Annotated in this window: 10 protein-coding genes; 9 read left to right on the forward strand and 1 reads right to left on the reverse strand. The window is 44.2% G+C overall.

The window, feature by feature from the left end; all coding sequences use genetic code 11:
* Positions 1-541: 541 nt before the first annotated feature.
* The 8 genes from L4D76_RS28215 (at position 542) to L4D76_RS28250 (ending at position 4,948) form a co-directional block, all read left to right on the forward strand.
* On the forward strand, positions 542-808 hold the full coding sequence (locus tag L4D76_RS28215; protein WP_428444147.1) for a hypothetical protein: 267 nt from the start codon (positions 542-544) through the stop codon (positions 806-808).
* A 191-nt stretch (positions 809-999) separates the two neighbouring features.
* Positions 1,000-1,518 (forward strand): DUF1367 family protein, encoded by a 519-nt coding sequence (locus L4D76_RS28220; protein WP_428444148.1) that lies wholly within the window; start codon positions 1,000-1,002, stop codon positions 1,516-1,518.
* Positions 1,519-1,584: 66 nt separating this feature from the next.
* A complete protein-coding gene (locus L4D76_RS28225) occupies positions 1,585-2,382 on the forward strand; it encodes a TIGR02642 family protein (protein WP_428444155.1) in 798 nt (265 codons plus the stop codon).
* A gap of 709 nt (positions 2,383-3,091) precedes the next feature.
* Positions 3,092-3,397: a hypothetical protein gene (locus tag L4D76_RS28230; protein ID WP_428444149.1), complete on the forward strand. Its 306-nt coding sequence runs from the start codon at positions 3,092-3,094 to the stop codon at positions 3,395-3,397.
* Positions 3,398-3,526: 129 nt separating this feature from the next.
* On the forward strand, positions 3,527-3,844 hold the full coding sequence (locus L4D76_RS28235; protein WP_428444150.1) for a phage holin, lambda family: 318 nt from the start codon (positions 3,527-3,529) through the stop codon (positions 3,842-3,844).
* Positions 3,844-4,248, forward strand: a complete 405-nt coding sequence (locus tag L4D76_RS28240; protein ID WP_428444151.1) for a M15 family metallopeptidase — start codon at positions 3,844-3,846, stop codon at positions 4,246-4,248. Before L4D76_RS28235 ends, L4D76_RS28240 begins: the two co-directional genes overlap by 1 nt.
* Positions 4,249-4,260: 12 nt before the next feature.
* Entirely contained in the window at positions 4,261-4,755 is a 495-nt protein-coding gene (locus L4D76_RS28245; RefSeq protein ID WP_428444152.1) for a hypothetical protein, read from the forward strand.
* The gene (locus tag L4D76_RS28250) at positions 4,736-4,948 is read left to right on the forward strand and encodes a hypothetical protein (protein ID WP_428444153.1); all 213 of its coding nucleotides are present in this window, start codon (positions 4,736-4,738) and stop codon (positions 4,946-4,948) included. The genes L4D76_RS28245 and L4D76_RS28250 overlap by 20 nt, the downstream gene beginning before the upstream one ends.
* 103 nt (positions 4,949-5,051) lie before the next feature.
* On the opposite strand, the gene L4D76_RS28255 is transcribed toward L4D76_RS28250, so the two are convergent.
* Complete coding sequence (locus L4D76_RS28255; protein WP_428444154.1) at positions 5,052-5,888, reverse strand: amidohydrolase family protein; 837 nt, start codon at positions 5,886-5,888, stop codon at positions 5,052-5,054.
* A gap of 74 nt (positions 5,889-5,962) precedes the next feature.
* Here L4D76_RS28255 and L4D76_RS28260 point away from each other — a divergent pair.
* On the forward strand, positions 5,963-6,201 hold a 239-nt coding region (locus tag L4D76_RS28260), incomplete at its 3' end, for a helix-turn-helix domain-containing protein (RefSeq protein WP_428442575.1).

Raw genomic sequence — 6,201 nt, forward strand, 5'->3', positions numbered from 1 at the left:
TGGTATTGATAGAGAAATACTCGTTAAAAGGAAAGAAGTACTGCGGCTAGCTAAAGCTAAGAACCCATTACGCTGGTCTCGTGAAATTCAAGACTGTAACCCGATAGGGCCAGTAACATTAAACCCAGAAAATCGCATGCGGAAAGCCGCATAAAAATCAGCTAATGGGTGACAACAATCTTGAAAAACACCGGTATGGTACCAACTAATATCATACAAAATTTGAACCTTGCCTGATAAATCAGACAATGATGGCGATAAATGTACATTTATGGTGTGTTTGGGTGATTTTTGAGCAGAGTGGGGCTGAACTATCACAGGAGATGCCCAAAGCATATTCAAAATTCCGAGTGTACAGTCATCGCATTCGTAAGCCGAAGTGCATCTGAAGGGTCGTCCCTGCGGCTTTTTGTCTCAGGAAATAGACAACATATCCTGGTTTCAGATCAAAGAATGAAAGATTTTTTCTAAACTTGCATTAGGTATAAAGCAGTTTCATTTTGACATATATGCAGTTATGACGACTTATTTGGGAGGGGTTATGTTTGTATATTGTGTTTCCTATGATTTGAACAACGAGAAGCAAGATTACGAAGGGCTGCAAACCGAGTTGAAGCGTTCTTCTTCTTGGTGGCATCACTTAGAGTCAACATGGTTGATAGCTACACCTGAAAGAGCGGACCAATTGTATGTACGGATTCGCCCCTACATTGAGAAGGATGAGAATGTTCTTATTATTCAGGTAACTTCAGAAAAAAGCGGATGGCTTCCTAAAAAAGCATGGGATTGGATGAGAAAGCATCTCTAGCTTTATGGTGTAATCCGAACGCTGTCCCTCATCACAAAGATGACATTAAATGTCATGGCCAAAGAGAGGTTCTCACAGGGGCGGGTGGAATTTGGTAGCAGGGGAGGCGCCGAAGGCTATGCGCCTTCGGCTGCCTGGTGAGTATTAATTTAACTATATGTATTTTAAATCTTTAGTTCGAATATAAGTCGGTGATCGACAAGAAACGTGTCGGTGCTGTTATTGAGTGCTCGTTTAAGACGGTCAGAAATCCCATCTTCCATAGAAAGTATTTTGCCCTCCTGAATTTAGGTTTTGATTACTGGATCCCGAAGGGCGGTACGGTATCACCAAGTGAACGCAGTCTACTACAGCGGTTTTGCCGGATGCTGGCGCAATACGGCGGTGAACTTCAGACCTTACAAGATTTGGCTTCCGGGTACCTTGATAACGTTTCTGCACAAAGAACGAACCTTGAGGTTGAGAAAAGCTTTGAGGCTTACAGAAAGTGGGTAGTGGCCGAAGCCGGGTTTTACGTCATTGTTGAGTTGCCGAACGGTACGACCCGAAAAGAAGCTAAGAGCATTCGCTTTGCAAAGATGGATCAGGCTGAGTTCGATGAATTGTATAAGGCCTCCTTCAACGTTATCTGGAATCACATCCTTTTTGGTTACTTTGAAAACCAAGCTGAAGCAGAGCAGGCCGTTAATCGGTTGATGGGCTATTGGTGATGACAATTAAGACACCGGCACTTCGAAGTAAGCAACTCACCCAGGCAGCCAAAGGCCAGCAAGGCGATTGACCTATTAATACGTATGCATGCTGTTCGCAGTGTGACGGCAGACGAGCGGGGGCGACAAGTGATTCCGGGTGATGTGATTTTAGGTGTGTTTGGCGCGGTACAGCATAAGAATCATTTCGGAATGGATTTGCTGATGTCTCGCTATGTTGATGACGAAAATGCGAAACAGCGCGTTCTTAAGCGAATTGACTCCTGGGTATCAGAGCCGCCTAATATTAAGCGCCGGGATATTGCACTCACACTCTGTTATCTGGCCTTTGATACCTACTGCGAAAAACCTGTTTCCAGCCAGTACCGGCTGTTATCTGCGCTATGGCGTAATCATAGTGATAAGGGGCGTAGAGCGAAGCGCCTGATCAAGCAATGGCAATGCAGTATCAAAACGCTACAGCGCAAAAGTGATAGTGCTGCCAGCAAGTCTGCGAAAGCGCGAATTGACCGCGAAGTTGCGGATCTTGAGAGCAATATTGCTAGCCATCGCCGGTACATAGAAAGCTATGCCGATACTCAAGCAACAAACAGTTGTCGTTGTCCTCGCTGTCAAGGTGCAGGCCAAGTGATGAAACCCGCTATCATGGAGTGTCCGGCTTGTACGGGGAAAGGGTATTTAATGCCGACGCCGGACAATATTCGCACTCATTTGCGCCGGGTTGGTGTAGCGCGTATCAGTGCCAATCTATTTGATAACGAATTGCGGCCGTTGTTTGAGCGGTGTTTGCAGTGGTTGTATCAGGAGCAAGGCGAGACGGTGAAGGCGCTTACTGTTGCGCTGGAGAAGGAGAGAGTGGCGTGAGGCCGTTATTCTGAAGTGATACTGAATTATATGCCGCTTCCATGCAGCTTTATTCGTCCTTCTTCTACACGTAGAATTTATTGTGTGAATATATGCCCGTAAGATATTGGTGTAAATGGGTTGTATATATAAAAGTTATCATTTTAAAGTTACCATTGATTTAGCTCATGAAAAGTTCTATTTGATCGTTGTTTTCTAATAAAATCAATCGCATAGAGTAAATGCTCTAAGTGTGATCGGTGACAATTTGGTAATTGGTGTTACCTTGTAACCAGCCGTTGTTCGAGCGGTGTTTGCAGTGGTTATATACCGAGCAAGATGAAACGGTGAAGGCGCTTAATATTACGCTGGAGAAGGAGAGGGCGGCGTAATGCCGCTTATTCTGAACGTAACCCACAACACCCTGCATGCGGTTCTGCACAGGGCGCTTCACTTAGAATGCACCATCCGTTTTGCTATCGGCCTCACCCCGGGCCATTCGCTAGTGTTAGGTGTTATTAGACGGTGATTTTCCTACAGAGGACTTTCACCTCATCAGTTCATGCCCATGCTGGGCGTACACAATCGTATCAAGTTGACCCCAAACACTCGGCATTTTGGGTAATAATTAAGTTCAGTTGTTAAGGTGGTCTAATCAAGTTTCGTGGTTGTTTGGGGCAACTTATGGCAGGCATTACCCCCTAAAAGTTAATTAGAAAAAGGACACACAATGACTATTAATATGAATGACTTGATATCCCACATGGCCACTCATGTCGCCAGCGTAGTTGAAGGCAATGATCCGGAGGTCAGGGCCGATATATATAACATATTAAAACAAAATGAAGGTTCACTCGCTAAGTTGATTATCGCGCGAGAGCAGGGGGATATCAGTCAGGAAGAGTTTGATATCGAGATTGAGCGAGAAAAGACCGTTATAAAAAAAGAATTAATAAGCCTGGAGATCATGGGGCATTTACAAGTACAAAAAGTGGTGAATGCTGCAATGGCTACCGCGCTAAAGACTGTAAATTAGATTTATCAGGCTCGAAATAACGAGTAGAGGACTGTCCTCCATATTCTTGCAACTAGCTAAAACCTCGCCTTTCCCGGCGGGTTTTTTTATGCCTGCAATTTCTCCCGTCTCTTTATAACGAGAACTCTGATGAATAAAGACCCAACCATTACCTCATTCATCCTCGAATGGATGAGTATCCATATCCCGACGATTTACGCTTTTCTGATGTCCATTTGTATCGCTGTTTTGAGAGTTGCGTACAGCGGCGGTGGATTGCGCAAAATGTTTCTGGAAGGATCACTGTGTGGTGCACTAACATTGACGACAGTATCAGCTCTTGATTGGCTTGGTATTCCCAGCTCTGCAGCAACGTTTGTCGGGGGAGGGATTGCGTTTATCGGTGTCGAGCAATTACGAGAACTGGCTATGAGGTTTCTCGGAAACAAAATAGGAGAACAAAAATAATGTTTCAGTTCAGCAAAGCAAGTGACGAGTGCCTTTCTACGGTTAACCCAACTCTTCAAACCATAATGCGCAACGCTATCAAAAATAGCCCAATTGATTTCGGTATTCCCAAGTCTGGTGGTCTTCGCACTGCTGAAGAGCAATACGAACTGTTCCAGGATAATAAAACCAAGTGCGATGGTTACACTAAACTCTCTAACCATCAGTCAGGCAATGCCGTTGATGTTTATGCCTATGTGAACGGGAAGGCCAGTTGGCAAGAACATCACCTGGCAATGATTGCGGGTGTTGTATTAGCCGAGGCTAAACGCATGGGAGTCAAACTGTGTTGGGGTGGCACTTTCGGCAAGAAGGGTAAGAACCTCGACGGGTGGGATAAACCTCACTTTGAACTGAGCGACTAAAGGAATCGCTCTATGTGGGATGAAGTTAAAGCACTGGTTGCCAAAGCCGCGCCTCTTGCCAGTACCTTGTTAGGTGGCCCGGCAGAAACGGCGGTAGGGGCGATGATTGCTTCTGCCTTAGGGGTAGAGAATGAACCTGATGCGATTACGTCGGCCATCAAAAACGATCCAGAGTCTGCCATCAAGCTAAGACAGATGGAGATTGATAATCAGCTTGAGCTCAAAAGGCTAACCCTTCGCTACGCTGAGTTGCAGATGCAAGAGAATGCGAACGCTCGAGAAATGCAGGTTGAAGCCTTAAGCAGGATGATCGGTTCAGCAAGCGATTCGTATATTACCTGGCTTGTTTCTGGAGCGAGTACGCGGAGCACTTGGCACGCAGAAAGATCCGGAAGATATGTCGCCGGAAGAGCTGCAAGCCATGGCCGCCAAACAGCAGCAAGAGCAGGAACAGCTTGCGCTGGCTATGCGAGAAATGGCCGCGAAGGTGGCCAAATTAGAAAGTGAGGTCGCCAAGCTACAGGCCACGACAGCCAAAGAGCAAGCCAGCGTAGAGTCACAACGCTATCAAGATGCCAAGACTCAGGCGGAAACGGGCAAAATCTTGCAGGAAATGGAAAAGCTGAATCAGGAAGTGGCGCAACTGCGAGAGCAGTGGATGGGACAACTGCAGTCGCAGATTGATGCTATTCAATTGTAGGTGGTTAATATTAACAACTAATTGATTTTATTGGAATTAGGCCGCTTTTGTGACCTAAAGCGATATTAATGTTTAAAAGTTAGAATAGTCATGTACGTTCAGTCTAAGGTATAGGCTCAGCTACAGGTTTAGCTGCAGGTTTAATTACAGGTTTATGTTGCAAATAACGCTTCGGATTTGAATTGGCTATTTTCCAAAATTTATCTTCGCCTAAACTGTATTGTAGTTTCTTATATAAGTCTTCTTCTGAGTGTACTGTAGGCTTAATCATGAAGAAATCAGAGCCAAATATAATCCTATCTGCAATTCTTTTATTATTTAAGAGGGCTGTTAATACTTTGATGCTCTCTTCAAAGTTGGAAATGGTATACGAAATGTCTGCATAAAGATTTGGATAACTTTTCATAAGATTACAAATTTTTGTAAGCCATGTAGGCTCATTCGGGTTTTCGTTATATTTTTTCCATGCATCTATACCGCCGAAGTGTCCAAGACAAATTTTAAGTTCTGGGTATTTTTCCAAGACAGCTTTATAATTGTCTGGGTCAGTGTAGGCTTTAGCTTTTTCCGAGCTAATACCCCTGCTAGTAATAATTCCGGGTCCTGGCATGCAGTGTGTCATTAGAGGAATGTTTTTTTCTACCATGTAAGGGTATATGTCGTTCATCAACGTAGGGTGTGTTGGACGATAGCCATGAGGTGGATAAATCTTTACGCCCTTGAAATCACGGTCCTCAACCAGTGATTGTAATGTATCTAATGCATCTTCTCGTCTTGGGTCGACATGAACAAAAGGTATTACAATATCGCTGTAATTTTCATAAAGCGTTGCCAGTTCTTCATGTTGCTGGCCAATATCCTCCATAACCTTTCCTGCATGGATATTCTTCATATCCATTGGTAAAACTACAAATCGCGTTTTTGAAGGATATAATTCCATAACTCTTTTTAAGGTATACCCGTGATCATTGATGATGCTTGATTTCTTTAATAATGAGGATCATGCTACACACTATGAAAATGACTCTAACCCAAAAGCAGAAACAAGAACTTGAAAACCAGCATGATAAGACTCGTGACGGTCGAGTGCGTGATCGTATAAAAGCGGTACTTCTTGCATCGGAAGGTTGGAGTACCTCCATGATTTCACAAGCTCTGCGCATCCATGAAACGACAGTTCTTCGTCATCTCAAAGACTATGAACAATCGAAAAAACTGACACCTGAAAATGGCGGGTCATCGGGATACTTATC

Source organism: Photobacterium sagamiensis (assembly GCF_050337085.1).
GTDB classification, from domain to species: Bacteria; Pseudomonadota; Gammaproteobacteria; order Enterobacterales; family Vibrionaceae; genus Photobacterium; species Photobacterium sagamiensis.